General features: G+C 71.6%; 29 protein-coding genes. 11 read left to right on the top strand and 18 right to left on the bottom strand.

Annotation, left to right across the window (positions count from 1 at the left end):
• The first annotated feature begins 91 nt into the window (after window positions 1–91).
• Both mshA and BJP40_RS13475 read left to right on the top strand, forming a co-directional pair.
• A complete protein-coding gene (gene mshA / locus BJP40_RS13470) occupies window positions 92–1453 on the top strand; it encodes a D-inositol-3-phosphate glycosyltransferase (RefSeq protein ID WP_071266860.1) in 1362 nt (453 codons plus the stop codon).
• Window positions 1446–2045: a YbjN domain-containing protein gene (locus BJP40_RS13475; RefSeq protein WP_079169069.1), complete on the top strand. Its 600-nt coding sequence runs from the start codon at window positions 1446–1448 to the stop codon at window positions 2043–2045. The genes mshA and BJP40_RS13475 overlap by 8 nt, the downstream gene beginning before the upstream one ends.
• 258 nt (window positions 2046–2303) lie before the next feature.
• Here the strand turns inward: BJP40_RS13475 and BJP40_RS13480 are convergent, their stop codons facing one another.
• Window positions 2304–3764, bottom strand: coding sequence for an MFS transporter (locus BJP40_RS13480; RefSeq protein ID WP_226962593.1), 1461 nt, complete (start codon window positions 3762–3764; stop codon window positions 2304–2306).
• A gap of 183 nt (window positions 3765–3947) precedes the next feature.
• On the opposite strand from BJP40_RS13480, the gene BJP40_RS13485 reads away from it, so the two are divergent.
• Window positions 3948–4709 carry a phosphoglyceromutase gene (locus BJP40_RS13485; protein WP_071266862.1) on the top strand — a complete coding sequence of 254 codons (762 nt, stop codon included), beginning with the start codon at window positions 3948–3950 and terminating at the stop codon, window positions 4707–4709.
• A gap of 87 nt (window positions 4710–4796) precedes the next feature.
• On the opposite strand, the gene BJP40_RS13490 is transcribed toward BJP40_RS13485, so the two are convergent.
• The 14 genes from BJP40_RS13490 to BJP40_RS13545 all read right to left on the bottom strand — a co-directional run bounded on the left by BJP40_RS13490 (window position 4797) and on the right by BJP40_RS13545 (window position 14798).
• Window positions 4797–6029 carry a site-specific integrase gene (locus BJP40_RS13490; RefSeq protein ID WP_071280571.1) on the bottom strand — a complete coding sequence of 411 codons (1233 nt, stop codon included), beginning with the start codon at window positions 6027–6029 and terminating at the stop codon, window positions 4797–4799.
• 80 nt (window positions 6030–6109) lie between these two features.
• On the bottom strand, window positions 6110–6337 hold the full coding sequence (locus tag BJP40_RS13495) for a helix-turn-helix domain-containing protein (RefSeq protein ID WP_071280572.1): 228 nt from the start codon (window positions 6335–6337) through the stop codon (window positions 6110–6112).
• Between the two features lie 459 nt (window positions 6338–6796).
• Window positions 6797–8272 carry an ATP-binding protein gene (locus tag BJP40_RS13500; protein ID WP_071280573.1) on the bottom strand — a complete coding sequence of 492 codons (1476 nt, stop codon included), beginning with the start codon at window positions 8270–8272 and terminating at the stop codon, window positions 6797–6799.
• Window positions 8273–8274: 2 nt separating this feature from the next.
• The gene (locus BJP40_RS13505) at window positions 8275–9111 is read right to left on the bottom strand and encodes a bifunctional DNA primase/polymerase (RefSeq protein ID WP_071280574.1); all 837 of its coding nucleotides are present in this window, start codon (window positions 9109–9111) and stop codon (window positions 8275–8277) included.
• 349 nt (window positions 9112–9460) lie between these two features.
• Window positions 9461–11587, bottom strand: a complete 2127-nt coding sequence (locus BJP40_RS13510) for an FtsK/SpoIIIE domain-containing protein (RefSeq protein ID WP_071280575.1) — start codon at window positions 11585–11587, stop codon at window positions 9461–9463.
• 91 nt (window positions 11588–11678) lie between these two features.
• Complete coding sequence (locus BJP40_RS33630; RefSeq protein ID WP_143065944.1) at window positions 11679–11864, bottom strand: hypothetical protein; 186 nt, start codon at window positions 11862–11864, stop codon at window positions 11679–11681.
• Entirely contained in the window at window positions 11861–12034 is a 174-nt protein-coding gene (locus BJP40_RS34260) for a DUF6257 family protein (protein ID WP_177204377.1), read from the bottom strand. The genes BJP40_RS33630 and BJP40_RS34260 overlap by 4 nt, the downstream gene beginning before the upstream one ends.
• A 1-nt stretch (window position 12035) precedes the next feature.
• Complete coding sequence (locus BJP40_RS13515; protein ID WP_071280576.1) at window positions 12036–12227, bottom strand: hypothetical protein; 192 nt, start codon at window positions 12225–12227, stop codon at window positions 12036–12038.
• Window position 12228: 1 nt separating this feature from the next.
• Complete coding sequence (locus BJP40_RS13520; RefSeq protein ID WP_071280577.1) at window positions 12229–12615, bottom strand: DUF6251 family protein; 387 nt, start codon at window positions 12613–12615, stop codon at window positions 12229–12231.
• An 18-nt stretch (window positions 12616–12633) separates the two neighbouring features.
• Window positions 12634–13050, bottom strand: coding sequence for a DUF3307 domain-containing protein (locus tag BJP40_RS13525; protein WP_371258636.1), 417 nt, complete (start codon window positions 13048–13050; stop codon window positions 12634–12636).
• The gene (locus BJP40_RS13530) at window positions 13047–13382 is read right to left on the bottom strand and encodes an RRQRL motif-containing zinc-binding protein (RefSeq protein WP_071280579.1); all 336 of its coding nucleotides are present in this window, start codon (window positions 13380–13382) and stop codon (window positions 13047–13049) included. The genes BJP40_RS13525 and BJP40_RS13530 overlap by 4 nt, the downstream gene beginning before the upstream one ends.
• Window positions 13379–14251, bottom strand: a complete 873-nt coding sequence (locus tag BJP40_RS13535; protein WP_071280580.1) for a DUF2637 domain-containing protein — start codon at window positions 14249–14251, stop codon at window positions 13379–13381. Before BJP40_RS13535 ends, BJP40_RS13530 begins: the two co-directional genes overlap by 4 nt.
• The gene (locus BJP40_RS13540) at window positions 14248–14535 is read right to left on the bottom strand and encodes a hypothetical protein (RefSeq protein ID WP_071280581.1); all 288 of its coding nucleotides are present in this window, start codon (window positions 14533–14535) and stop codon (window positions 14248–14250) included. The genes BJP40_RS13535 and BJP40_RS13540 overlap by 4 nt, the downstream gene beginning before the upstream one ends.
• On the bottom strand, window positions 14532–14798 hold the full coding sequence (locus BJP40_RS13545; RefSeq protein WP_071280582.1) for a DUF6284 family protein: 267 nt from the start codon (window positions 14796–14798) through the stop codon (window positions 14532–14534). The genes BJP40_RS13540 and BJP40_RS13545 overlap by 4 nt, the downstream gene beginning before the upstream one ends.
• A 482-nt stretch (window positions 14799–15280) precedes the next feature.
• On the opposite strand from BJP40_RS13545, the gene BJP40_RS13550 reads away from it, so the two are divergent.
• The 3 genes from BJP40_RS13550 (at window position 15281) to BJP40_RS13565 (ending at window position 18005) form a co-directional block, all read left to right on the top strand.
• Window positions 15281–16147, top strand: a complete 867-nt coding sequence (locus BJP40_RS13550) for a winged helix-turn-helix domain-containing protein (protein ID WP_071280583.1) — start codon at window positions 15281–15283, stop codon at window positions 16145–16147.
• The gene (locus tag BJP40_RS13555) at window positions 16137–16826 is read left to right on the top strand and encodes an HAD family hydrolase (protein ID WP_071280584.1); all 690 of its coding nucleotides are present in this window, start codon (window positions 16137–16139) and stop codon (window positions 16824–16826) included. The genes BJP40_RS13550 and BJP40_RS13555 overlap by 11 nt, the downstream gene beginning before the upstream one ends.
• Window positions 16827–17588: 762 nt before the next feature.
• A complete protein-coding gene (locus BJP40_RS13565) occupies window positions 17589–18005 on the top strand; it encodes a hypothetical protein (protein WP_175499862.1) in 417 nt (138 codons plus the stop codon).
• Between the two features lie 322 nt (window positions 18006–18327).
• Here the strand turns inward: BJP40_RS13565 and BJP40_RS34265 are convergent, their stop codons facing one another.
• Window positions 18328–18498: a hypothetical protein gene (locus tag BJP40_RS34265; protein WP_175499863.1), complete on the bottom strand. Its 171-nt coding sequence runs from the start codon at window positions 18496–18498 to the stop codon at window positions 18328–18330.
• A gap of 157 nt (window positions 18499–18655) precedes the next feature.
• Window positions 18656–19333 carry a phosphate signaling complex protein PhoU gene (gene phoU, locus BJP40_RS13570; protein WP_071266866.1) on the bottom strand — a complete coding sequence of 226 codons (678 nt, stop codon included), beginning with the start codon at window positions 19331–19333 and terminating at the stop codon, window positions 18656–18658.
• 197 nt (window positions 19334–19530) lie between these two features.
• Between phoU and BJP40_RS13575 the strand changes: the two genes are divergently transcribed.
• On the top strand, window positions 19531–20790 hold the full coding sequence (locus BJP40_RS13575; protein WP_071266868.1) for a cell wall metabolism sensor histidine kinase WalK: 1260 nt from the start codon (window positions 19531–19533) through the stop codon (window positions 20788–20790).
• Window positions 20787–21467, top strand: a complete 681-nt coding sequence (locus BJP40_RS13580; protein WP_071266870.1) for a response regulator transcription factor — start codon at window positions 20787–20789, stop codon at window positions 21465–21467. The genes BJP40_RS13575 and BJP40_RS13580 overlap by 4 nt, the downstream gene beginning before the upstream one ends.
• A gap of 225 nt (window positions 21468–21692) precedes the next feature.
• Here the strand turns inward: BJP40_RS13580 and BJP40_RS13585 are convergent, their stop codons facing one another.
• The gene (locus BJP40_RS13585; RefSeq protein WP_071280585.1) at window positions 21693–22367 is read right to left on the bottom strand and encodes a DUF461 domain-containing protein; all 675 of its coding nucleotides are present in this window, start codon (window positions 22365–22367) and stop codon (window positions 21693–21695) included.
• 784 nt (window positions 22368–23151) lie between these two features.
• Here BJP40_RS13585 and BJP40_RS13590 point away from each other — a divergent pair.
• The 3 genes from BJP40_RS13590 (at window position 23152) to ispF (ending at window position 25206) form a co-directional block, all read left to right on the top strand.
• Complete coding sequence (locus tag BJP40_RS13590; protein WP_003953493.1) at window positions 23152–23634, top strand: CarD family transcriptional regulator; 483 nt, start codon at window positions 23152–23154, stop codon at window positions 23632–23634.
• Between the two features lie 347 nt (window positions 23635–23981).
• On the top strand, window positions 23982–24722 hold the full coding sequence (gene ispD / locus BJP40_RS13595; RefSeq protein WP_071280586.1) for a 2-C-methyl-D-erythritol 4-phosphate cytidylyltransferase: 741 nt from the start codon (window positions 23982–23984) through the stop codon (window positions 24720–24722).
• Window positions 24712–25206: a 2-C-methyl-D-erythritol 2,4-cyclodiphosphate synthase gene (ispF, locus tag BJP40_RS13600; protein ID WP_071280587.1), complete on the top strand. Its 495-nt coding sequence runs from the start codon at window positions 24712–24714 to the stop codon at window positions 25204–25206. The genes ispD and ispF overlap by 11 nt, the downstream gene beginning before the upstream one ends.
• The last annotated feature ends 84 nt before the right edge of the window (window positions 25207–25290 follow it).

A 25290-nucleotide genomic window follows, 5' to 3' on the forward strand; every position in this document is an offset into this window, starting at 1 on the left:
TACGGAGAGGAGCACGGACACCGCCGTCCGCCCTCTCCGTCGCTGTGCCCTGCCCGCGCCCGACCTGCTCCCGAGCGGAAGGACCGACGACGTGAGCCAGTACGTGTCCCGGCTCGCCGGCACCCTGGTACCGCCGCCCCGGCTCCGGCCGCCCGGTCCCCCCAGGGCGTACCGCGGCTACCGCGCCCCACGCCGGGTCGCCATGCTCAGCGTCCACACCTCCCCGCTGCACCAGCCCGGCACGGGCGACGCGGGCGGCATGAACGTCTACATCGTCGAGCTGGCGAAACGTCTCGCCGCCATCGACGTCGAGGTGGAGATCTTCACCCGCGCCACCGCGGGCGGCCTGCCGCCGGCCGTGGAGCTCGCACCGGGCGTGCTCGTGCGCCACGTCGAGGCCGGGCCGTACGAGGGGCTCAACAAGGAGGACCTGCCGGCCCAGCTGTGCGCGTTCACCCACGAGGTGATGCGCGCGTGGGCCGTGCACCGCCCCGGCCACTACGACCTCGTCCACTCGCACTACTGGCTCAGCGGCCACGTCGGCTGGCTGGCCGCCGACCGCTGGCGCACCCCGCTGGTGCACGCCATGCACACCATGGCCAAGGTCAAGAACGCCGCGCTCGCCGCCGGCGACACCCCGGAACCGGCCTCCCGCGTGATCGGCGAGACCCGGATCGTCCAGGCGTCCGACCGGCTCATCGCCAACACCGAGGGTGAGGCGGGGGAACTGGTCCGCCACTACGACGCCGACCCGGCGCGCGTGGCGGTCGTGCACCCCGGCGTGAACCTCGACCGCTTCCGGCCCGCCGACGGCCGGGCGGCGGCCCGCCGGCGCCTGGGCCTGCCGGTGGACGCCTTCATCCCGGTCTTCGCGGGCCGCATACAGCCCCTCAAGGCACCGGACGTGCTGCTGCGCGCGGCCGCCCGCCTCCTGGAGGAGGACCCGGGCCTGCGTTCCCGCATGGTCGTCCCCGTGGTGGGCGGGCCGAGCGGCAGCGGCCTCGCCAAGCCGGAGGGCCTGCAGAAGCTGGCCGCGTCCCTGGGCATCGCGGACGTGGTCCGCTTCCACCCGCCCGTCGCGCAACCCCAGCTCGCGGACTGGTTCCGCGCGGCCAGCGTGCTGGTCATGCCCTCGCACAGCGAGTCCTTCGGGCTGGTCGCCGTGGAGGCGCAGGCCACGGGCACGCCGGTCGTGGCGGCGGCCGTCGGGGGCCTGCCGGTGGCGGTCCGGGACGGTGAGACCGGCTATCTGGTGCAGGGGCACGATCCGGCCGACTACGCGCGCGTGCTGCGCCGTTTCGTGGACCAGCCGGGACTCACCGCACGCCTGGGCGAGGCCGCGGCCCGCCACGCCCGCTGCTTCGGCTGGGACCGGGCGGCGTCCGCCACGGCCGACGTGTACGCGGCTGCGATGCACGATCACCGCCGTCGCGTACGCTCGGGCCATGGCTGACGCAGAGCAGACAGAGCAGTCCGAGCCGTCCCGGCAGCCCCACCCGCCCCAGAGCCCCGGAGCCGGAAGGCCCTCGGGGAAACCCTCGGGAAAGCCTTCCGGGCAGTCCGACGCGGGGCAGGTCGTCGAGTCCGCGCTGCGTGACGCGGACCTGCCCTGGGAGTCCCCGGCACCCGGGACGTACGTCGTCACGCTCCCCGGCACCCACAAGCTCTCCACGACGCTGTCCCTGCGCCTGGGCAACCACTCGCTGTCCCTGAACGCCTTCGTGATCCGCCACCCCGACGAGAACGAGGCGGCCGTCCACCGCTGGCTGCTGGAGCGCAACCTCAAGCTGTACGGCGTCGGCTACGCCGTCGACGGGCTGGGCGACATCTACCTGACGGGGAAGCTCCCGCTGGCGGCGGTCACGCCCGACGAACTGGACCGCCTCATGGGCTCCGTCCTGGAGGCCGCCGACGGAGCCTTCAACACGCTCCTGGAGCTCGGCTTCGCGACGGCGATCCGCAAGGAGTACGAGTGGCGGGTGGCGCGCGGCGAGTCCACGCGGAACCTCGACGCCTTCAGCCACCTGACGCAGCCGTCGAAGTGACCCCCGGCCGCAGGGGAAACCACCGACCGGCCACTCGGACACCGGCCGCAGGAGATTGCCGGCCGGCCGCTCCGATGCCGGCCACAGGCGTACGAGCGCGCCGCCCCGGCTCTGCCCCGCCCGTGAGCCCGCCGCTTCCACCGGGCCGGGCCCGCCGCCGCCCGGGGAGCGAGACCCCCGGGACGTGGACGGGAACCGGGGGCGTACGGCACCCCCGTGTCCGTACGCCCCCGGAGTCCTGAACGGACGCCCGCACCGCTAGCCGACGGAGTCGGCTCCTCCGGCCCGCTTCCCACGGGCGTCCCCCTTCTCCAAGGCGACCGGAGCGCCCCCGGCACCGGGACCATCCGCGGGTACGGGGACCATCGCGGCGACCGGAGCGGCCAGAGCGCCCGCCACGCCCACCGCTCCTTGTGTGCCCACCATTCCTGGTGTGCCCGGATCGTCCTGCGTGGCCGGTGTGCCACGGGAGGGCCGCGGGGAAGCCGCGGCCGCGTGCTTCGGCGCGTCCTCGGACAGGGCCCGGCGCAGCAGCAGCGCGTACCCGGCCGCCGCTGCCACGCCGATGACCGCGCACGACGCCCACAGCACCTCCGGGCCGGGCCCCTCGACGATCCAGCCGGCGGCGATCGGGGCGACGAAGCCGCCCATCGACCAGGACATGCCCATCAGCCCCTGGTACCGGCCGCGGGCGTGCACCGGCGCGAGGTGGGCGGTGGCGGCGGCCGTGACCGGCACGTACACCATCTCGCCCACGGTCCACACCACCACGGTCGCCGCGAACATCAGGGGCGTCCCCGCCAGCGCTGTGGCGCCCGTGCCGACGGCGAACAGCAGCGACGACAGCACCAGCAGCGCGACCTGCGACCTGCGTTCGGTCAGCTTGTTGACCAGCAGCTGGAAGACCACGATGACCACGCCGTTGACGGCGATGACCCGGCCGTACGCGTCGGGCTCCAGGCCCTCACCGGCCATGGTCAGGGGCAGCCCCACCCACGGCGTGCTGAAGACGGTGCAGACCAGCAGGTTCAGCAGGACCAGGGTCCGGAAGGGGCCGTCCCGGAGCACGTCCCGAGTGGACAGCCGGGGAGCTGCGGCAGGGGCGTCGTCGGTCGGGACGCCGTCGGCGGCAGCGGTCTCCCGGGCGGCCTGCGGGCGGGTCTCCGGCAGCCGCAGGAAGACGATCAGCGCGCACAGCACCGTGGCGACCGCGTCGGCGACGAACAGCGCCCGGTAGCCGAAGACGATCGCCGCGCCGCCGCCGGTCGCGGCGATGGCGAAGCCGAGGTTGAGGGCCCAGTAGTTCAGCGCGTACGCCCGCCGCCGGTCGTGTTCGGGCACCTGGTCGGCGATGGTGGCGCTGATCGCCGGCCGGACCGCCTGCATGGCGACGCCCATGAGCAGCACCACCGTCGCCACCGCCCACGGGCTGGTCACCACCGCGAGCGCCGCCGCGCAGGCCGCGCCCGCGAGGTGGCCGGCCAGCATGGTGGGCCGCCGCCCCCACCGGTCGCTGAGCATCCCGCCGAGCGGCGACCCCGCGATGCCGCCCAGGCCGTGCAGGGCGATGACGACACCCGCGTACCAGCCGGAGAAGCCCAGCTCCTGGGTCAGGAAGAGCGACAGGAAGGTCAGGACGAAGGCGCCCGTGCGGTTCACGAGCGTCGACAGCCAGAGCCACCAGAAGCCCCGGGGAAGACCGGAGCCCGCAGCGCGCACCGAACGTATGATCGAAACAACGGGCACGCGGGCTCCCCCGGACAGGACAGGTAAGTGGTGGGCTTCGTCAGGGGAAGTTACGGGGAACCGGCGGTCCGCTGCCACTCAATTGACGGCAGGCGTCAAGCGTCGGGGGCCCCTCGGGGCCGGTACGGGCCGGGGGCGTCCATTAGGCTCGTACGCATGGCCGACGCACCGTACAAGCTGATCCTCCTCCGCCACGGCGAGAGCGAGTGGAACGCGAAGAACCTGTTCACCGGCTGGGTGGACGTCAACCTCACCGAGAAGGGCGAGAAGGAGGCGGTCCGGGGCGGTGAGCTCCTCAAGGACGCCGGCCTGCTGCCCGACGTGCTGCACACCTCCCTCCAGAAGCGCGCCATCCGCACGGCGCAGCTCGCCCTGGAGGCAGCCGACCGCCACTGGATCCCGGTGCACCGCTCCTGGCGCCTGAACGAGCGCCACTACGGCGCGCTCCAGGGCAAGGACAAGGCGCAGACCCTCGCCGAGTTCGGCGAGGAGCAGTTCATGCTGTGGCGCCGCTCGTACGACACCCCGCCCCCGGTCCTCGCCGATGACGCCGAGTACTCCCAGGCCCACGACCCCCGCTACGCGACGATCCCGAGCGAGCTCCGCCCCCGCACGGAGTGCCTCAAGGACGTGGTCGAGCGCATGCTGCCGTACTGGTACGACGGCATCGTCCCCGACCTGCTCGCCGGCCGCACCGTCCTGATCGCCGCGCACGGCAACAGCCTGCGCGCCCTGGTCAAGCACCTGGACGGCATCTCCGACGCCGACATCGCGGGCCTCAACATCCCGACCGGCATCCCGCTCGCCTACGAGCTGGACGCCGACTTCAACCCGGTCACCCCGGGCGGCACGTACCTCGACCCGGCGGCCGCGGCGGCCGCCATCGAGGCGGTCAAGAACCAGGGCAAGAAGAAGTAGCCCATGTGATCATGCCCCCTACCTGCGGGTTCTCCGCTGGTAGGGGGCTGATTCGTTCCCTGGGCCGTCTCTGGGCCGTCGGACCGGCTACCGGGCCGTGCCGTATACGGCGGCGATGGCCTTCCGGGTGCGCTCCTGGCTGCTCGGCATGAGGTGGGCGTAGACCCGGAGCGTCAGGCCGGGGTCGCCGTGTCCCAGATACTCGCTCACGGCCTTGATGTTCTCGCCGCCGTCCAGCAACGCCGACGCGTAGAAGTGCCTGAGCGCGTGCATGCCGTGTTCGCGCGCGGCGGCGTACCGCTCCTCCTTCGTCTCCGGTTCGGGGATGACGCCGGCCGTGACGAGAGCGGGCTTCCACGCCTCTTCGTTCAGCGACGTGCGCCAGACGTGGTTGCCCATCGGCCCGGTGAAGATCAGGTGCTTGGTCACCTTGGGCCCGTCGGGCGTTCCCCACGGCAACGTGACCTCAACCGGCGGGAACCGCTTCAGGTGGGCTCGCAGCGCGTCGGCGACGGGCCCGGGAAGCGGCACGTCCCGGAGCTTCCCGCCCTTGGGCGGGGCGAACACGGGCTTGCTCCGGCTCAGCTTGAGCTGTTGAACGACGTGCAGGACGTCCCCCTCGAAGCTGAGCGCGTCCACGGCGACGCCCAGGATCTCGCCTTGACGGAGACCGCACCCGGCGCCCAGGTCCACCATGGCCCGGTACCGCTCCGGCAGCGCGCCCCGCACGGCGAATACACGCGGAGCCGACCACGGCACGACCCGCTTCCGCTCGACGGCCGGCGCCTTGACGGTCCGCGCGGAGCACGGGTTGCGACGCAGGTAGCCGTCGTCCACAGCCGCGCTCAGCACCGCGCGGGCATTGGAGTAGATGGTTCGGGCGTACGGGCCACGGATGCCGCTCGCTTCGAGTTTGGCCAACCACTCCCTGATGTGCTCCGGCTGGAAGGACCCGAGAGGTCGAGAGCCGATGTACGGGAAGGCGTGAAGCCGGAGCTGCGACTCCATGGACGCGCGGGTGTTGGGGTCTCCCCCTTGGGTCGTCAGCCACTTCTCGCCGTACTGCCGGAACGTGGTCCGGGACGCCTGCGGGTCGACGTACTGACCGCGCGACATGTCGGACTCGATGTGCGACAGCCACTTCTCGGCGAGGCGCTTCTGCCTGTCAGGGAAGCTTTTGGACTTCTCGGTGCCGTCGGGGCCGATGTAGCGGGCTCGGTAGCGCAGGCCGATGCCGTAGCGGTCGCTCTTGGTTCGGCGGGGCTTGCCGTTGGGGTCGGTCTCGGTCTTGTACCAGCGGTCTTGGATGTGACCGGCCATGGGGTGCTGTGGGTCCTTTCGGGTGTACGGAAAGGCCCGTGCCGCCCTGGTGGGGGCGGCACGGGCCGGTGGGAAGTGCGTCAGGCGGCGTCGTGTTCGCTCTGCTGAGTGACCCACGTCTGCACGGCGGCGGGGTCGTAGCGGACGTGGCGGCCGACGCGGAAGCCGGGCGGGCCGGTGCGCTGCTTGCGCCAGTGGTAGACGGTCTCGATCGGGACGGAGAACATCGCGGCGATGTCCTCAGGGGTGAGGTAGCGGTCGGGGAGCCCGCCCCGGAGGACGGCGCGGGGGTCGGAGTCGGGTTTCACGGGTCCTCCGAGCGTCGGCTTGGCGTCGGGAGAGCGATGTGTGTCCGAGGTCAGGATTTCTGCGTCATCGCGTCATCTGCGTCATTCGGGGGGCTGACCTGCGGTTTCAGGTGACGCAGGGGTTGGAGGCCTGTGTCACCCGTGACGCGGCCGTCCGTCACCGGGGTGACGCAGATGACGCAGGATGACGCAGAGATTCGGGCTCTGCGTCACCCCTGTCGGTGCAGGTCAGGTGCGGTTTCGGGGGCCGTGGTGACGTAGGTGACGCAGCGTCTTTCTACTTAGGAAAAAGACGGGGTCGTTTCTGTTGTCGTGCGCGCCTTCAGACGCGAATGGGGAGCCGCAAAGCGGCACGCCCTTTGAGCGGCGGCAAGCCGCCGAAGAGCAAGAGGAGCACCGCCTCGCCAGGGGCCGGGGTGCTCCTCTTGCTTGTGCGCGAGCGGTCGCGACAGGGGCGGGTCAGAACGCGGTCTGCTGCTCGTCGGCCGGGGGCATGGGGCGGGTCATCTCGATGTACCGGGCCGTTTTGGTGCGGCCCCAGTCGACGAGGAGGCCGCGTGCGGCGAGGACGGGCTGGAGGCGCTTGAGGCGGTCGGAGAGGACTTTGCCGGTGGTGGGCCAGCCCTTGGGGAGGGGGCGGAACTCTCCTTCGTCGGTGTAGAGCTGGGTGAGGCTGTGGAGCCACTCGGCGGACGTCATGCGGACCTCGGTGCCGGGCTCGATGTCGGCGGCGCGCTTGAGGACGGTTTGGGCGAGGAGGTCGCCTTCGATGACGTCGTCGTTGAGGTCGTCCAGGCTCGCTCGGTAGGCGTCCAGGGCGCCGAAGTTCCGGGCCGTGTCGAGCTGCGCGCACAGGTGGGCGAAGTCCGCCATCCGCAGGTCGGTGGGGATGTCGGCCTGCGCCGCACGCACCTCGACGGCCAGGTCGAGGACGGAGCCGAGGATCACCGGCAGGGCTTCGGCGAACTCGCCCCACAGCTCCGCCTCCGTTCGCCGCACCCGGGGCCGCTCCAGGCGCAGGGGCAGGAGGCGTTCGGCGAGGTCGGGGCGGATGACGCCGACGTCGATGCCGGTGAGCAGCATCGGCCGACGGTAGCGGGAGCGGACCACGTCGCCGTCGGTGAACAACGCGCGCTTGATGTTCTCCGCTCCGGTGACGATGCAGCACATCAGGTCGGAGAGGTCCGGGCCGAGGTGGGAGAGGTTGTCCAGGCCGGTGATCCACCCGGCCGCGACGGCGGTGATCAGGTTCTCCTCGTCCTTCGGCGCGCGCCGCAGGTCGCCGCTCATACCCTCGATGATCCGCACCAGCATCTTCCCCGCCGTGGACTTGCCCGCCCCCTGCGGGCCGGTGAGGAACGGGGCGGGGACAGGCGCGTCGGGGCCGAGGCAGCCGACGAGCCACGCGAGGGCCAGGGCCTCGCCCTGGGCGCTGGCGAAGTTGCACAGCCGCATCAGTCGGTCGATGCCCTTGCCGTCGGTGCCCTTCACCGGCAGGGGCAGTTCGCCGGTGAGCTGGGTGCGTCGCCAGCAGACTTCGCGGGGGGCGGGGGTGCGGATCTCCCAGCCGTTGGGGTGGATACGCACGGACTGGCCGTCGTCGCGGCCGAGGTCGAGCCAGGTGGCGCCGTCGAAGCCGGGGGCGACGCGGATGTGGATGGGCTGGACGTCCTCGGTGAGCGCGAGTGCTTCGATCAAGTCCAGTGCCTCCTTCAAGGCGGTTCCGTTGAAGACGCCGAGCCCGTCGCGGAACAGGCCGACCATGAGTTCCTGCCGGTGGCTCCCGGTCGTGCCCTGGGAGCGGATCGGACGGGCGACGGGGTGCCCGTTCTTTTGGGCGTAGACGGTGCCGTCGACCGTGCGGAAGTAGCGGAAGTGCTCCCGCGCGTAGTCGCTGATGATCTGGCGGGCCGGGTTCTTCTCGTCCTCGGACATGGCTACATCCCCAAAGCCGTAGAAGCGTTGGCCCACGCGTCGGTGCAGTGCCGGGCGGACTCGCCCTTGGCCTGGGCGGCGGTGAACAGGCGCCCGATGTGCGCTTCGGTCAGGCAGCCGCACCGGCCATGGACGGAGAGCACCGCCAGGAAGGTCCGGTAGACCGCCGTGTGCACTCCGCTGGTGGCGGTGCTGATGCGCTGCTCAGCCATGGCGATCCCGCGCTCCAGGTAGACGGGGGAGCGGTGCGGGCACCGCCCGCCCCCGGCCGGGGTGGGCACCGCCACCGGGCGGGGTGCGGGCCGGGTGGGGGGCTTCACCTTCACCAGCTCGTGTACGACTGCCGGGATGTCGGTCATGGTGCCGGTGCCGGGGCCGAGCCAGCGGGCGTAGGACATGGCCGACTTGATGTCGACGCCCTCGCGGACGGCGTTCACCGATCGCACGGTGCCCCGGTAGATCCAGTGCTCCCCGCGCGTGGAGGCCACCGTCGTGGTGGGCGGGAGGGCGGAGCGGGCCCAGTCGACGGCGGCCGGGTTGTCGAGGTCGACCACGGTCACGCCGGCGCCGCCGGGGTGGTAGCCGATCGCCCGCGCCCGCCGCCATGCCGCCGCCCACTGCGGGGAGCCGACGATGGCGGGGTCGGTGGTGGCCGCCGCCCAGCCGTGGCACGGCCACGGGCACACGCACGGCCCGGGGACCCGCATGTTCGGCCGTCCCCCGCAGGCGAGGTCCTCGCAGGCACGGCAGTTGCCGAAGGGGCGCTTGTCGACCCGCAGGGGCAGCACCGGAAGACCCTGCTTGGCGAGGCCCAAGGCGGTGGTGGGGATGCTGTTCACGCGGGCACCCCCGCGCGGTCTCGTCGGGCCTGGTTCGGATGAGGCATGCTGGGTTTCTCCAGTTCGTTGAGGCGTGCTGGAAGGCGAGAGCGGCCCGGTCTTGGCGGACTTGTGGGGCCGCTCTCGGCGTTCGTGGAGACCGCAACCGGAATCGCTGGTTGCGGTCGTTCAGGGAGGCACGGTCACCCCCTGCCGGATGGCTCGTGGCGAGGGTTTCCGCAGGTGGCGGCAGGGTGCCTCCCTGCCTCCCTAAATCAATGTTTTCGCAGGTCAGATCCAGGGAGGCGGGACAGGGAGGGGCTGAGGGAGTTCTCCCTGCCTCCCTGCCGGTTCGGGGGGTGCTTCCCTGTCAGGCTTCGGCGGAAGCGGAACCCGATCCGTCGCGGTTGGACAGGGCGCGGGCGACCCGTTCGCGGCCGACGACCATGCGGCCGTCGGACTTGTACGGCCCCGCCCCGGCCTCCTCCAGCACCTGCTTGAGGTCGCCCGGCGTCCAGGTGCCGTAGGTCTTCTCGCTGAGCGCGGACAGCCGCTTGAGGACATCGGCCGTCAGCACCCGGGGCGCGTCCCCGAGGACGCCGAAGATGTCCGCGAGCGCGTCCCGGTCCTCGCCCTGGTCGATGACGTGCAGGGTGGTGACCCCGTCCCGCAGGGCCTTCGCGCGTTCCGCGATGGCGGTTGCGGTCTCGGTGTCGATGTAGTGGGTGCGGACGGTGATGGAGGCCTGTCCGGCGGGGATCTTGATGCCGTCGGAGGCGACCACGACCGTGCCCTTGTCGAGGCCGGGGCGGAGCAGGTTGGGTGCGGCGCCGCCGTCGACCGCCTTGTCCCCAAGGGCCATCCGGGCCTGCGACTCAGTGCCCAGGGCGAGGGAGGCGCGGGTGTGGGCGCCTTCGCGGACGAGCTTGGGAAGGTTCTGGTCGGTGGGGTCCTGGGTGCCCTGCCACAGGGTGACGTTCACCGCCCGGCCCTGGTTGTGGACCTTGCGGGCGGCCATGAAGTACCGGGACGTGGCCTTCGACCCGCCGTAGGGCCGCCCCTCGTCATCCTTGACCGGGCACATGAACGCCACCTGCGCCTCATCCACCAGGCCGATCAGCGGGTGGAACTTCGTTCCGGGCGGCGCCTGGAGACGACGCTCCATCTCCACCACCAGGCCTTCAAGCATCTCGGTGGCCTCGATGACGTGCTCATCGGTCGGGCCCTGAATGAGGATCGTGGCGAGCTCGTCGAACATGGCCCAGTCCCCGGCGCCCTTGAGGTCGGCCACCCGGAACTCCACGGACTTGTCCAGGGCGAGCCACAGGGCGAGGGCGCGTAGGGCGGCGGTCTTGCCCTGGTTGGACAGGCCGGTGATGAGCAGGTGCCGCTGATACAGGCTCAGGGCCGCCGCGTCCCCGCGCAGGTCCTGGCCCCAAGGCGCCTTGCCCTTGGTGTAGTCGGCGGTCAGCGTCTCGTCGGTGACCAGCGGGGAGGGGCCGATCGGCTCGTCCAGGGCGCCGGAGTCCGCGATCCACAGCCGCACGGTGCGGGCGGCGGTGGGCAGGGGGATGAACACCTCGTGCTCATGCCGCGCCAGGTTCTCCGCCAGCTTCCTGCGGCGCCCCTGCACCTCCTGCGTGGAGACACCGGACGGGAGGGTGACATCGACTTCGACGCCGCATCCGGCAATCCGGATCGGCCCAAGCATGGCCGCACCGGCGTCGCCCATCTCGGTGATGGCCTTGCGTAGCGGCGCCACCCCCAGGTCCCGCAACGCGGTGACCACGATGGACGGCGTGATCGGCGCTCCGGCGTCATCGCTGCGCGAGTGGGCGGGAAGAGCCCACTGCGGTGCGGCGCCACGGTGGCGTCCGACCGCCCACACCCCGGCCAGGGCGAGCCAGGGGCCGACGGCGACGAGGGGGCCCCAGAGGATGGTGACCAGGGTGACGAGCAGCCGGATCAGTTCCACCAGGGCCATGAGCGGGGTGATGACGTCGGTGACGTCCTTGTTCGCTATGGCCAGGGCGATGCCGATCGCGATCAGGACGCCGATCGATCCGCCGGCGCCGTAGGCGGCGCCCTTGACCAGCTTCTCCGGGGCGGTGAGCAGGTCCATGCGCCGCTTGTGACGCTCGGTGCGGAAGCGGTGCAGCCGCTCCTCCCACTCGCCTGCGGCTTCGTAATTCCCGGCCGCTTCGGCCGCGCGGAGGAGGCGTTCGTAGCGGGCGCCGGTCCGCCCGTCCCACGCCCGGCGGGCCACGATCCGCGTGCCGCCGATCACGTAGGAACCGTGCCGGACGCTGACGCGGGCCACCTGCCGGGTCCGCTCGTGCTTCACCGCACCGACCACGGCGCGTCCGGTGCGGGCGAACACCCGCACCGGACGCGGCTTGACGGCGCGCTCCGGCACGCTCGTCAGGGACGGTGCGGGCGGCGCCGTGGGCTGTTCGGGGTCGGGGTCCTTGAAGAGGGGGACGACGTTGTCGGTCATGCTGGGGGTACTCCTGCCGCTCGAAAGGGTGGAGGGGAAAGGCCCGGGGCGGTCGGGATGCTTGGCCGCGATCGACCGCCCCGGGGCGTAGCTACTTGCGGCGCTTGAGGGTCACCGGGGTGCAGGGCTGGTAGCCGGTGACCTGCACCGCCTCGATGACGGCCTCGCGGGCGGCCTGCTCGCTGTGGGAGTCGACCAGGCCACGATGCGTGCCCAGACGTCCCTTGCTGTCAGTCGCCTGGAGCTTGAACCGCCAGGTCATGCGAGGAGTACTCACTTCGCCTCCCGCTTGCGGGCGTTGTCGAGGATGCGGTCGACCTTGCGTTCCAGGTCGGCCCGGTCGACGTCCTCACCGGCCACGCAGCGCTTGGCCATGCGGGCGACGTACCAACCGACCTGCGCGTGCTCCTTGGCGGTTAGCTTCGGGTACGGATCTTGGGCGGCCATGTCAGCCCACCTTCCGGATTTCGTGGGCGTGGACCAGGACCGGGGCGATCCAGAACGCGATCCGGTCCACAGTCCAGCGACCGTTCGTGAGCGGGCCGGGCGGGACCTCGTCCAGGACCCGGCCGGTCTTGCCGATCGCGCGGGGGTCGTCCTCGCACGCGACGATCAATACGGTGTCTCCGGCCTGGACCACGTCAATTCCCCTTCCGGGAGCGGCGGGCCTTGCCGATGGACTTGGCGGCGGCCTGCCCCTCCGGCCCGCCGATCGACTTCACGACCGTGACGACACCCCAGGCCAGGACGGCGGCGAGGAAGGCGAGCAGGGCGAGGTTCGCGGCCATCGCGGTGAGCGCGCCGACGAGCAGGGGGCCGAAGTAGACCCCGGCCGCCACCGTGCCGGCGCCGATGCCGGAGCCGAGCGCGATCCGCTGAACCGTCCGGTCGGGCGGCGCCTGGTGGATGTGCTGATGGACCACCTGCGGGGTCGCGGTGGGCTGGATGGGGGTGGGGAGGTGATCGGCGTAGGTATAGGTGCCGTCCGGGAGCTGGACGACCCGGACCGGGTCGGGGAGGTGGTTCATGACCGTCTCCTTCGGGGTTTAGGCGGCCAGCGTGAGGGCGGCGAGAGCGAGGGCGAGGATGTGGGCGGTCTGGTCGACGTGTGCGGCGCCGCCGTGCTCGGCCCATGAGGTCTGCCGCATCCGGTTCATCCACCAGCGGACGGGCCAGCGGCGGTCGATGAACGCGTGCGTGGAGCCGATCCACACCAGCGCGACCAGGACGGCCGGAAGGCTGACCGTGACGTCGAGGACGGCGATGACGACCGTGAGGGCGGGGCCGCAGGCGGCGGCGTGGGTGGTGGCGTGGGCCAGGTTGGCCCGCCAGCCTTCGGCGCTGTGGTCGGCCTTGTGGGCGGCCTGGTGGTCGGTCTGGAACGGGTAGTCGGCCAGCAGGTGACCGACGTAGAGCAGCACGAACACGGTCGCGAACACGGGGTTCTCCTTGCTGCCGCTCACGCGGCCGTGGTGTTGGGGTAGGCGCAGGGGGTGCACATGCCGAGCGTCGGCGGGATGCGGTATCCGGCGTCCCGCCCGCACTCCGGGCACACCCGGCGGGCCGCGTTCGCCCGCTCCAGCGCCGCCCGCTTGGCAGGGGTCATCGGCCGGACCGGGCGAGCCAGGTCGACGCGGTAGAGGTAGGCGACCAGCGGACCGCGCCGACGGCGGGGCCGTTCGAGCTGGGCCACCACCGGCTGACCGCCCGGCCGCAGCCCCAGGGCGCGGAGCTGCCGAAAGGTGGCCAGACCCTCCGGGGCCAGGCGCCAGCGGTAGACGGGCAGGGCGGTCATGAGGCGGCTCCGAGCGGCTGCGGCTCCGCCTTGGCGGTGCGTTCGGCGCGCAGGGTGTCGCGGAGCATCCGGGCCTTGTCCGGCGAGGTGCGCAGGGCCTTGCGGATGCCCTCGGCCGTCAACTGCTCGACCGACCATGCTTCGGTCACCTGCCGTGCCTCGGACATCAGTTCATCGGCCGTACGGCGCGGGCGAGTCGATCGAGCCGCGTCGGGCACCCGACCGGTCACCCGACGCGGGCCCGACTGATCGGCCGCCACGACACGGGCGGCGACCGGATCGACGGGGGCGGTCTCGGCCGGAGAATCGACCTGCTCGACCCGATCGGCCTCCGCCTGCGCGGCCAGGGCCGGGACCGGGGTGAGGGCCGGTGCGGGCAGGTCAGGGGTAGACCGTTCTGTATCGGTCTGTGTGGATTCCTCCGCAAGTGCGGGGTCGATCGATCGGTGGTGCAGGACTTTGGCGACCAGATCGGAGCCGAAGTAGATCGACCCGACCGGAAGTGAGGTGGCGAGCAGGACGAGCAGCCAGTTGACCGGGTCCCAGTCGGCCAGTCGGGTCCAGTCGACCGATCGGCCGTGCAGCTCGGGCACCAGCCCGTGCACGAAGTTCAGCACCAGCGAGGCGACCGTGTAGGCGGCCAGGACCCGCAGGGCGAACTTCTTGTCGGCCCGGTCGGTCAGCACCAGGGTGGCGACCAGGGCCAGGGCCATCAGCCCGTCGACCACGAACGGGTAGAGCGTCGCCCCGGTCTTGTCCGCGCCGACGGCGGTGGCCACGTCCCGCAGCGCGTTCCACGAGACCCGAAACGCCATGGCGACCACGGCGACCAGCGCGAGGACGAGCAGGGTCTTGCCGACGCGGTTCACTCGTCGGCCCCCCGCTCCTGGGAGCGGTACGGGGTGGTGTAGGTGACGGGGTCGTACGCCGTCCGGTCGCGGATGTCCCGGGCGGTGTCGTCCAGGGCACCGGAGCCGGGGTGGCGCAGCAGGACCGCCAGGGCGATCCGCACGTCCGCCGAGCGGCGCTCCAGCAGCCGGTAGTGCTCCCGTTCGTCGGCCTCTTGGATCGACGGCACCGGCATGTCCAGCGCTTCGACGATCGCGGTCAGCAGTCCGGTCACGTCGCCGCTGAGGTCGGTGAGCCTGCTCATGCCGCACCGCCCGACAGCACCGTGCCGGCGCGGTTGGTCAGGTCCCGGCGCTCCGTCAGGACCCGGTGGCGAGCCCGACGGATCCGCCGGACGTCCAGCTCGGTGGCCGGACGGTCGATCGTCATGATCTGGGCGTCGAGCAGGTCAACCTCTGCCAGGATCAGCGGGAGTTCCTGCTCGATCGCGTCCAGCTCCTCATCCGACGGCTCACCGTCGAACGAGGTGGCCGTAACAACGGCCTGAAGTGCAGCGATGGACTTCATTGGGTGTGTTCCTCTCACACAGGAACGGCCCGAACAGAGCCCCCGGTGGTAGGACACCGGGGGCTCGCGCCGTTGGAGCGGGGTTTCCGGCTCCCCTCGGCCCCGCCCGTACGAGACGGGCGGAGGAGGCAACCGGCCGCAGCCGAGTGGCTGCGGAGTTGGGTAGATCAGTGATCTCTTTCGGGGACGCGCCTGCCGGTTCAAGGAACAGCCGCTAGGGCCCCGCTTTAGGCAGAGATCTGCCGTCCGGACTGACAAGGACCGCCCAACCGCTGCGGCTATCCGGCACCCTCGGCCCGATCTGTCCCGGGCCCCTTTGCCCCCTGAGCTGCGCCGATAAAGACACCACAGCGCAGCCGCCTAGCCTGACTTACCTGGCTAGCCCGGTGGGCACGAGAACAACGTAGCCATCCTGGCTAGTCACGTCAATACATGGCTATCCAGGCTGTCCAGATAGTCAGGTTCGCCGTAGCATCGAAGGCATGACCTTCGAGCTTGAGCCGCTGGACCCAGATGACGACCGACCGCCGTATGAGCAGGTGGCCCGCAGCCTGGGCGCGGCAATCCGCACCAGGAAGCTCGGGCCCGGGGAAAAACTGCCGTCGCACGCCAAGCTGACGGAGCACTATGGGTTCGCGCGCGCCACGATTCAGCGAGCGCTTCGCGACCTAGAAGACGAAGGGCTCGTCGTCTCACGCAAGGGCAGCGGTGTCTTCGTCCGGCATCGGACTGAGCGGCCGGCAGGTCTGCGCCCCTACGTCGAGCAGGCATTCTCCAGCCGCAACGTGACCATCGACTTCGCCGGGTTCTCCAGCGAGACGCTCCATGGGGCATTGCGGGAGCCGCTCGACAAGATCCGGACCGGACGCCTGACACCCGCGAGCATCCGAATCCGGATCCTCGTTCCCGACATGGCGGTTCCGCAGGCGGCACCTGTACGCCGTGAGGACGGCGCCGACGACCCCCGCCTGCGGGCCCGCATGCACGACATCATGCTCGGCTACACCCGCAGTATCTCGGACTCGATCAGTGAGCTGGCGCACCTGGGCTTGGTCCAGGAAGGCAGCGTGAGCGTCCGGCTCCATAGCGGTACGCAGTTCTTCAAGCTCTACGTGATCAACAAGGAGGATGTGTTCTTCGGGTACTACCCGATCCGGCCCAACAAGGTGGTTGCGCAGGGCGAAGCCATCGAGATCTACGACTTGATGGGCATCGACACGATCCTGTTCCACCACTCCATGAATGATGGCGACGCGTCCAGCGGAGCTCAGCAGGTGGAACAGGCGCAGATGTGGTTCGACAGCGTGTGGGAGACGATCGGTAGGGAGGCCACCCCGGATGCACTCTGATGCTCTGACCGCCCTGCTCGCTGAATGCGACGCAGTTCTCTTCGATTTCGATGGTCCGATCTGCGACGTCTTTCGGGGGGTCCCCGCACCGGACGTCGCAAAGGACCTAGCGGCCCTGCTCGCCGAGATCGCCCCAGCTCTTGGCGACGCAGCGCGCGCGACCGAGGACCCGATGGTGGTCCACCAGCTCTCGCGGCAGGGAGGGGAGGACGTCCTCAGCGCCGTCGAGACCGCGCTGACCGCAGCGGAGGTCCGCGCCGTCAGCGTTGCGGGTGTTCCGACCAGCGGAGCCACTGAAGCCCTGAAGGCCGCGCGCGAGTCGGGGCGACAGGTGGCTGTCGTCAGCAACAACTCCGCCGAGTGCGTGCACGCCTACCTGTCGTCGCAGGGGCTGTCGGACAGCGTCGAAGCGGTGATTGGCAGGCCGATCCTGCGGCCGGATCGCATGAAGCCATCGCCGCATCTCCTGTTCGAAGCCGCATCGCTGCTTGGCGTTGCTGCGCGGCGGGCCGTCCTCATCGGCGACTCCGTGACGGACATCGAGGCGTCCGGGGCTGCCGGGGCAATGAGTGTCGGTTATGCCAACAAGCCGGGCAAGCAGGAAGCTCTCAGATCAGTCGGTGCGGACGTTGTTGTCCTCGATATGGGTGAGGTCGCCCGCGCTCTTACGGGGGCGTAGGCACCGTCCCCGGGGCCGTCTCTGGGCCGTCAAAGGGCCCTCGAAGGCCACCAGCGTTCACCAATGACAACCACTCGACCGCAGTTCAGAGCGTTGCGCTTGAGTAAATGCCCAGCTCGAAAAGCCGGTTGGCGAGACCCAGGGCAAGAAGAAGTAACCGCCCACACGTGAGCCCCCTGCCGCGGTGATCCCGCGACGGGGGGCTTCTCGCTGTCTCCGGGCTGTCAGGGCGATGGAGCCGTGCCCTCTCCGGGGGCTGGCTCATGTCTCCACTCCGCTCGGGCTCCGGCCCCTTCGAGCACCGCGACGGCGGAACGGGCCCTGGATGCCGGCAGACCCCCGAGGAGGGCGACGGGCGCCTGGCGCGCCAGGGCCCGGCTGTGCCACAAGCTCTGCCCGGTCACCTTGCGTACTGCCAGCATCACCTCCGTCTCGCGGGTCCCACAGTCGACGAGCACCACCTCGTGGGACGGGTCGTCGCAGAGCAGCGTGTGGTACTCAGTGGACTCTTCGCCGGCCATCTCACCCTCGTTCCTCAGCGACGGGGAGCCTATGCGCCCTCGAAGACGGCAGCCACGGCTTTGCGGGTGCGGTCCCGCTGCTCGGGCACGGGGGCGAACATCCACCGCAGCCGGAGCTGGTTTCCACGCCTCCTCGTCGAGCCGCACAGCTGGAGACTGCCCGAAGACGTCTCCTTTGCGGAGGGTGGGCGCGGAGGGTACCTTCCCGGCTACGGAACGATGTCGCACAGGGGGCGGTGGCATGTCGGGGTACGGTCGCGCGGACAGCGAGTGGGACGAGTTGGTGCAGGCCGGGCGCAAGTTCCTGATCGAGCGGGCCAAGCTCGACACGACCACCTCGTACACCGAGCTGAACGCGACCTTGGCCCGGCGGACCGGCTGCCGTCCCTTCGACTTCGAACGGGCCGACGAACGCGCCGCCATGGGGCACCTGCTGGGGCTGATCGTGGAGGACGACCAGAGGCGCGAGCCCACCGACCCACCGTTGATGCTGTCAGCGCTAGTGATCTACCTGAACGCCAACGACGCCGGCTCCGGTTTCTACCAACTGGCCAAGGAGCAGGGACTTCTGTCGGTGAGCGCGTCGGCGGACGAGCGGCTGGTCTTCTGGGCAGGTCAGCTGAAGCGGATCCGAGCACGCTACGCCGTGCGGGCCTGACGGGCCGGTACGAAGGCGGTCCGGAGCCGGTCCGTGAGGCGGGGCCGTGCCGCCGTGCTGTTCTGGGACCGTGGCGGCTTCCCCCGGCTGAGGAAGAGGCTGCGCACAGTCTGCGCCGACAGGCGGGACGTCGAAGTGCTGCCGTGGCGCCGCCGGACCGTACAGCGGGTCCCGAGGGCGGGCCCGGAGTGCCTCGCCTTCACCTACTGAGCGCCACCGTCCGCCCCCGCCCAGGACGGCCGCAGGTTCGGGCCCGGCGCGCGGCCGGGGCCCGTCCGGTGCGTGCCGGACAGGCCCCGGCGGCGGGGCACAGCGCGCCCAGCTACCCGCAGCAGCCGCCGCACTGGCAGGGTCCGCCCGACTGGCAGCCGCAGCCGCAGCCGGAACCGCAGCCGCAGCCGCCGAGCAGGGGGAGCCGGTGTGCCGACCGCGCGTCGCGCACTTCGACAGGTGCCTTGTCGTGCTCGGCGTGGGTCGTGGGGGAATCTGCCATGGGTTCCTCCTGAACGGTCGTACGTCATCACGGCGTACGGACGTCGTCGCCTCACCCATTGCATGCCCACCCGGCAGGGCGCATCAACGGCGCACTGATGCGCTCGGTGCTCCCGTGCGCCGGGCGCGCGGCGGCGACCGGCGGGGGCGCCGTGCGGTCACACGCCCTCGACGGGGGTGTCCGGCTGGAGCTCGTCGGCGTGCTCGCCCGTCACCAGGTACACCACACGCTTCGCCACGGACACGGCGTGGTCGGCGAAGCGCTCGTAGTAGCGGCCCAGCAGGGTGACGTCCACGGCGGTCTCGATGCCGTGCTTCCAGCGGTCGTCCATCAGGTGCTGGAACAGCGTCCGGTGCAGCAGGTCCATCTCGTCGTCGTCCTGCTCCAGCTGGAGGGCCAGGTCGACGTCCTTCGTGATGATGACCTCGGCCGCCTTCGCCATGAGGCGCTGCGCCAGCTGGCCCATCTCCAGGATCGTGGCGTGCAGGTCGTTCGGCACGACCCGCTCCGGGAAGCGCAGCCGGGCCAGCTTCGCCACGTGCTGGGCGAGGTCGCCGGAGCGCTCCAGGTCCGCGCTCATGCGCAGGGACGTGACGACGATCCGCAGGTCCGTCGCCACCGGCTGCTGGCGGGCCAGCAGTGCTATCGCCCGGGCCTCCAGCTCGTGCTGGAGGTCGTCGATCCGCTGGTCGGCGGCGATCACCGCCTCCGCGAGCTTCAGGTCCGCGTCGAGCATCGCCGTCGTGGCGCGCCCGATCGCGGACCCGACCAGCCGTGCCATCTCGACGAGCGCCTCGCCGATCGAGTCGAGTTCCTCGTGGTACGCGTCCCGCATGGGGTGTCCCTCTTTCCTGACGTACGGGGTCCGGGTGGGGCTCGGACCCCACGCTCTCACGCTCGGGTCCCGACGAGTCGGGCGCCTCCCTCCCAAGTGAACCGGCACGGTCCCCTCGGTGAACTCTGGGCGACGAGTGTTCGAGCAGCGACTCGGACGGCTGGGAGAGTGTCGCTGGCCATGCCTAACCTGGACGCATGGACGTGAACGCGGCGGTCGCCGCAGCGGCAGCGATCGCCGGGTTGCTCACCGGTGTCATCGCCATGCTGGCGTTCCGCTGGAGCGAGCGCGAGCAGTCGCGGTTCACCCGCAGCTCACTGCACACGGAGGCGGTCCTGCCGCCCGGCGTCGACACCGTCCTGTCCGTGCTCCGCTCCTCCGCCGTCGTCCTCGACGAGAGCGACTCCGTCGTCAAGGCCAGCTCCGCGGCGTACGCCCTGGGGCTGGTCAGGGGCGGCAAGCTCGCCGTGGACCAGATGCTCCAGATGGCCCGCGAGACGCGCCGCGACGGCGAGATACGGCAGGTGGAGCTGGACCTGCCCCGCCGGGGCACCGGCCGCGGCGAGGCCCTCGCCGTCTCCGCGCGCGTCGCACCGCTCGGGTCCCGGCTGGTGCTGCTGCTGGTCGAGGACCTCACCGAGGCCCGCCGCATCGAAGCGGTGCGGCGCGACTTCGTCGCGAACGTCAGCCACGAGCTGAAGACGCCGGTCGGTGCCCTGTCGCTGCTGTCCGAGGCGGTCATGGACGCCGCCGACGACCCCGAGGCGGTCACCCGCTTCGCGGGGCGCATGCAGATCGAGGCGACCCGGCTCACCAACCTGGTGCAGGAGCTCATCGACCTCTCCCGGGTGCAGAACGACGACCCGCTGGAGGACGCCGAGCCCGTACGGGTCGACGAGCTGGTCGCCGAGGCCATCGACCGGTCCCGGCACACCGCCACCACCAAGAACATCACCATGGCCGCCGGCGGCACCGCGGACCTCCACGTGTGGGGCCACCGCGGGCAGCTCGCCGCGGCGCTCGGCAACCTCGTCGAGAACGCCGTCAACTACTCCCCGGCCCACACCCGCGTGGGCATCGCCGCCCGCCGGGTGACCGCGCCCGGCGGCGACCTGATCGAGATCGCCGTCACCGACCAGGGCATCGGCATCCCGGACAAGGACAAGGAGCGCATCTTCGAGCGCTTCTACCGCGTCGACCCGGCGCGGTCCCGTGCCACCGGCGGCACGGGCCTCGGCCTGGCCATCGTCAAGCACGTGGCGGCCTCGCACGGGGGCGAGGTCACCGTCTGGTCCAGCGAGGGCCAGGGCTCCACTTTCACCCTCCGCCTCCCCGAGGCGGGCATGGCCCGCGGCCGCGGCCGCGGCAGGTCCGCCCCCGCGGGCGCGGGCGGACCGGACCGCACGAGTTCCATGATCAACCGTGAACCACTCTCAGCCCCGGAGGTCCTTCCGTGACCCGAGTGCTTGTCGTCGAGGACGAGGAGTCCTTCAGCGAAGCTCTGTCCTACATGCTCCGCAAGGAGGGATTCGAGGTCGCCGTCGCGACCACCGGGCCGGAAGGACTCGACGAGTTCGAGCGCAACGGCGCCGACCTCGTCCTGCTCGACCTCATGCTGCCGGGGCTGCCCGGCACGGAGGTGTGCCGCCAGCTGCGCAGCCGCTCCAACGTCCCCGTCATCATGGTCACGGCGAAGGACAGCGAGATCGACAAGGTCGTGGGGCTGGAGATAGGAGCCGACGACTACGTCACCAAGCCCTTCTCCTCCCGCGAGCTCGTCGCCCGCATCCGCGCGGTGCTCCGCCGCCGCGGCGAGCCGGAGGAGACCGCGCCCGCCGCCCTGGAGGCGGGGCCGGTGCGGATGGACGTGGACCGCCACGTCGTCACCGTCGACGGCACCAAGGTGGACCTGCCGCTCAAGGAGTTCGACCTGCTGGAGATGCTGCTGCGCAACGCGGGCCGGGTGCTCACCCGCATGCAGCTCATCGACCGGGTCTGGGGCGCGGACTACGTCGGCGACACGAAGACCCTCGACGTCCACGTGAAGCGGCTGCGGGCGAAGATCGAACCGGACCCCGGCGCGCCGCGGTACCTGGTGACGGTGCGGGGCCTGGGCTACAAGTTCGAGCCGTAGACACCGCCGCGTACGCCGCCTGCCCCGGAGGACCCCTGAGGGGCCGCGCGTGCCCGTCTGCCGAGGGCCCGCGGGGCGCGGGCCCTCGTACGGCCACGCACGCCGGTCTCCCCGCGTGCGGGCCGTCGGGCGCCTTCGCGCGGGGGTCGCTACGCCACGTACGCCGAAGGGCGCCGCACCGGACCGGCCGGTGCGGCGCCCTTCGGCGTCTGTACGGGGCGAGCGTCAGTGCTCGTGGTCGTCGCCGTGCTCCTCGCCCTCGGCGCCCGCGGCCGGGGAGCCGGTGGCGGCCGGGGAGCCCTCGGGCGACGTGCTCGCGTCGGGGCTCGGCGAGGTGGCCGGGGAAGTGGCGGGCGACGGCGAGGTGGTGCCTGCCGCGCTCGGCGCACCCGACGGGCCGAAGTCCTTGTAGAAGCCGCTCGCGGGCACGACGAACGCCTGGAGCCCGACGTCACCGGTCCGGCTGAGCTGGAAGACCACTTCCTGGGCGTCGCCGTCCTTGGTGACCTCGCTGCCGTTCTCGATCTGCGCGGCGGCGTTGCCCTCGCCGCCGAGGACGAGGAAGCCGCCCGCGGGGATGGTCACCGGGCCGGAGCCCTCCGCCGGCGTCAGCTTCACGGTCGCCTCGGTGCCCGGGAGGGTGACGGCCTCCAGGGTCTCGGCCTTGTCACCGTCGTTGAAGAGGGTCGCCGACACGACGGAGGGGCCCTGGGCGCCCGCCTCCGGCTGGGTGATGACCACGGCGTTCTGCACCTTGATCGTGCCGACGGACGTGGCGGCGTTGTCCGGCCTGATGCCGAGGGTCTGCGCGTCGTTGCCCGCACCGCATGCGGTGAGCGAGGCGAGCGAGATCACGAGGGCGGTGGCGGCGAGGGCGCCGCGTCGAAGGCTGCGGCTCACGGCGGCGGCAACTCCTAGGACGTACGGACTGACGGGGCACGGTCGGTGTAGCGGCCTCAGGTTACCGACCCCCGGTTGCCGCCCCGCACCCGACCCGCCCCTGTCACCCCTGCAAGCGCCGTGCGCGCGGGGCCGGGCCGGTCCCGCGCGCCCCGCCGCTTCTCCGCGGCAGGACGTCTCCCGGCGCACCACCCGCAGCACCGCGCCGCACCGCCCCACCGCTCCACGGCCCGCTGCTTCCCGGACGAGCCCGGCGTCCGCTGCCCCGCGCCGTCACCGCCCTCGCCGTGTGCCGCCCCCTTTGTCACCGCAGCCCGCCATCCCGCCGCCCGCACTCCCGAGGCCCGCCGTCCCGCCCCGCACCGCGCGGCGGCGCCTCGTCCGCCGCTCGTGTTCCCGGTGGGATAAGCCCGCTTGATCAATTCCACGGCTCCCCCGCATTCCCCGCGGAAAAGCCACGCGTGATCAAATTCGGGAAAGTTCATCGCTCCTTCCTCCGTGCGTGTGACCGACATCCGAACGGAGCACGCGAACTGGACGACTCCGAACCAGACAAACCGGGATGTTTCGCCTGGCAGGTGGCGCTCCGGACGCGCGTAGCGTGGTCGTTTCCGACTGTGCACAGAGTGGCTCCGACCTGCGAATACCCGCCTCCGCTCGGCCTCCGCAGCACGTTCGCGACACTGTTGTCAAGCCCCGAGATATGCCCTGACCTGCGAAAACGCCATTCAGAAGAGGCCGTTCTCGTGTTACCCTGGATAGCCACGGAAGGGGTACCTGTCACATGACGTTCAAGGTTGGCGACACCGTGGTCTATCCCCATCACGGGGCCGCGCTGATCGAGGCTATCGAAACTCGTCAGATCAAAGGCGTGGACAAGACCTACTTGGTGCTCAAGGTCGCCCAGGGCGACTTGACGGTACGTGTGCCAGCGGACAACGCAGAGTTCGTCGGCGTACGCGATGTGGTCGGTCAGGACGGACTGGACCGGGTCTTCGAGGTGCTGCGTGCACCCTACGCCGAGGAGCCGACGAACTGGTCCCGTCGCTACAAGGCAAATCTCGAGAAGCTCGCCTCCGGCGACGTCATCAAGGTCGCCGAAGTGGTACGCGACCTGTGGCGCCGCGAGCGTGAGCGCGGTCTCTCCGCCGGAGAGAAGCGCATGCTGGCGAAGGCGCGCCAGATCCTGGTCAGCGAGCTCGCGCTCGCCGAGAACACCAACGAGGACAAGGCCGAAGCCCTGCTCGACGAGGTCCTCGCCTCCTGAGTATCCGCACGGACGAGGGCGCGGGCGGCCGAACGACGCCACCGCATCACCGGCGGGCACCCGCCCGCCGCGACCGCTGAACGCCCCGGCGCCCGGCGCCTCCCCGTATCGGTCCATCATTGCCGCGGTGCCCGATGACATGCTGTGTCCCACAGCATCGTCGCCGGGCGCTGCGGCATGTCCGGGCCAGGGAGCCGCACCACTGCTGCTGTGCACCCGCCCCCACCAGCGTCACGGAAGGGTCCGGTCGAGGCGACGCGCCCAGCACTCCCCCCGGTCGTACAGCCGGGGGCGCGCCCAGTCCATACCCATGTCGGCCGAGTGAACAAACCTGCCGGAGTGCAACGATGACAGACGCAGCACGTCCCGCCCGTACCGCCGCGGTCATCCCCGCGGCCGGCCGCGGCGTACGGCTCGGCCCGGGCGCCCCGAAGGCGCTCCGCACGCTGGGCGGCATCCCGATCCTGGTCCACGCCGTCCGGGCCATGTCCGCGTCCCGCGCCGTGTCCCACGTCGTGGTGGTGGCACCGCCCGACGGAGTCGCCGGGGTGCGGGCCCTGCTCGACGAGTACCCGGCACCCGAGCGCACCGAGGTCTCCGTCGTCCCCGGCGGCGCGACCCGCCAGGAGTCCGTCCGGCTCGGCCTCGCCGCGCTCCCCGACGACGTCGGCATCGTCCTCGTGCACGACGCCGCCCGCCCCCTGGTGCCCGTCGACACCGTCGACGCCGTCATCGAGGCGGTACGGGACGGGGGCGCGCCGGCCGTCGTCCCGGCCGTGCCGCTGGCCGACACGGTCAAGGAGGTCGACCCGGCCCCCGGCGGAGCCCCGGAACCGGTCCTGGGCACGCCCGAGCGCGCCCGGCTGCGCGCCGTCCAGACCCCGCAGGGCTTCGACCGTGCGACCCTCGTCCGCGCCCACGACGAGGTCACCGACGGCGTCACCGACGACGCCAGCATGGTGGAGAAGCTCGGCCTGCCCGTCGTCGCCGTCCCCGGCCACGAGGAGGCGTTCAAGGTCACCCGGCCCCTCGACCTGGTCCTGGCCGAGGCCGTACTCGCCCGCAGGAGGGTCACCGATGGCTTCTGACCTGCCCGTGATGCCGCTGGTCGGCATCGGCACCGACGTCCACGCCTTCGAGCGCGGCCGCGCACTGTGGTGCGCCGGCCTGCTGTGGGAGGGGGAGGAATACGGGCTCGCCGGCCACTCCGACGGCGACGTCGCCGCCCACGCCGCCTGCGACGCCCTGTTCTCCGCCGCCGGCCTCGGTGACCTCGGCGCGCACTTCGGCACCGACCGGCCCGAGTGGTCCGGCGCCTCCGGGGCGGCCCTGCTCGCCGAGGCCGCCCGCATCGTCCGCGCCGAGGGCTACGAGATCGGCAACATCGCCGTCCAGGTCATCGGTGTCCGGCCCAAGATCGGCAAGCGGCGCGAGGAAGCGCAGAAGGCGCTCGGCGCGGCAGCCGGTGCGCCGGTCTCCGTCTCCGGCACCACCACCGACGGCCTGGGCCTCACCGGTCGCGCCGAGGGCCTGGCGGCGCTCGCGACCGCACTGGTGTACCGGGTCCCGTAGCGGCGCGCGGCGCCCGGGGGCGCACGGTCACGGACCACACGCCCCCGGTGTTCCGCGACGGCCCCGCGCCCGCCGCCGGCCGGG

This window comes from Streptomyces sp. CC53, assembly GCF_001865245.1.
Classification (GTDB): Bacteria; Actinomycetota; Actinomycetes; order Streptomycetales; family Streptomycetaceae; genus Streptomyces.